Source organism: Streptomyces sp. SolWspMP-5a-2 (assembly GCF_900091845.1).
GTDB classification, from domain to species: Bacteria; Actinomycetota; Actinomycetes; order Streptomycetales; family Streptomycetaceae; genus Streptomyces; species Streptomyces doudnae.
In genome coordinates this window covers 1-1329 of record NZ_FMCI01000369.1, presented here as the reverse complement: position 1 = coordinate 1329, position 1329 = coordinate 1, and the positions used below count along the sequence as shown (strand labels likewise).

Sequence of the window (1329 nt, the reverse complement as noted above, 5' to 3'; positions counted from 1 at the left end):
GCCGCTCCCCGCGCTCGCCGCCGCCTGCGGGCTGCTGCCGCTGCTCGCGGTCCCCCCGCTCCACCCGGTCCTCGCCGTCCTGGAGGCGCTCTGGGCCGCGCTGCTGGTCGGGGTCAGGCGCGCGCGTCCGGCCGCCGCGGTGCTGTGCGCGGCGCCGCTGCTGGTGGGCGGCAACCTGTGGACGACGGCCGTGGTGCCGCTGCTCGTGCTCTCCGCGACCCGGCTGATCGCGCCGACCCGGCGGGCGTGGCGGGTGGTGGGCGCGGCCTGTCTGCTCGTCGTGCCGCTGACCGGCGTCCGGCTGCTGCTCGGCAGCGGGAGCCGCTGGGAGGTGCTGGGCGGGGACGCGGTCTCCGTCCTGCTGGTGCTGGTGCTGCCCGCCCTGTCCGGGACGCTGCTGGGACGGCGGCGCCCGCTGGCGGACCTGCTGCGGGAGCGCAACGCCTACCTGGAGCAGACCCGCGCGCTCACCGCGGAGGCGGCCCGGCTGGAGGAGCGGGCCCGGATCGCGGGCGAGATGCACGACCTGCTGGGTCACCGGCTGAGCCTGATCTCCGTGCACGCGGGGGCACTCGAGCTGGCCGCCGCGCGGCAGGCACCGCCGCTCGCCGGTCAGGTGGAGTTCCTGCGCACCACCGCGGGGACGGCCCTGGAGGAGCTGCGGGAGGTCCTCGGCGTCCTGCGCCACGCCGACCTGGCGGACGGGACCGGCGTCGAACGGGGAACTCTGGCGGACGTCACGGCGCTGGTGGCGCAGTCCCGGCAGGCGGGCGGGAGCGTCGAGCTGGAGTGGACGGTGCCCGGGTCGGCGGAGGTCGGCGTCCGGACCCGGCAGGCGCTGCACCGGGTGGTGCGGGAGGGGCTGACGAACGTCCTGAAGCACGCGCCGGGGGCGCCCGCGCGGGTGGCGGTGCGCCCCACGGCGAGCGGGATCGAGGTCGCGGTGACCAACGGGGTGCCGGACGGGGCGCGCTCCGCCGGGGGAACGCGCAGCGGGCTGGCGGGACTCCAGGAGCGGATCGCGCTGCTCGGCGGGACGTTCGAGGCGGGCGCCCTGCCGGACGGCGGCTTCCGGATGACGGCCCGCCTCCCGGCGAAGGTCGGCACGCCGGACCCCGCGAACCCCACGCCCGACACCCCGGGCCACACGCCCGACACCCCGGGCCACACGCCCGACGCCCCGGGCCACACGCCCGACGCCCCTGACCTGGCACCCGGCACCCCGGACCCGGCACCCGGCGCTCCGGACCTGGCACCCGGCACCCCGGATCCGGCGCCCGGTGCTCCGGCGGCGCCCTTCCCCGCCCAGCGCGCCCCGCCACCGGCCCG

The 1329-nt window shown here is 79.3% G+C and carries 1 protein-coding gene; it reads left to right on the top strand.

The window, feature by feature from the left end; all coding sequences use genetic code 11:
- On the top strand, positions 1-1329 hold a 1329-nt coding region (locus tag GA0115242_RS36525; RefSeq protein ID WP_093835956.1), incomplete at both ends, for a sensor histidine kinase.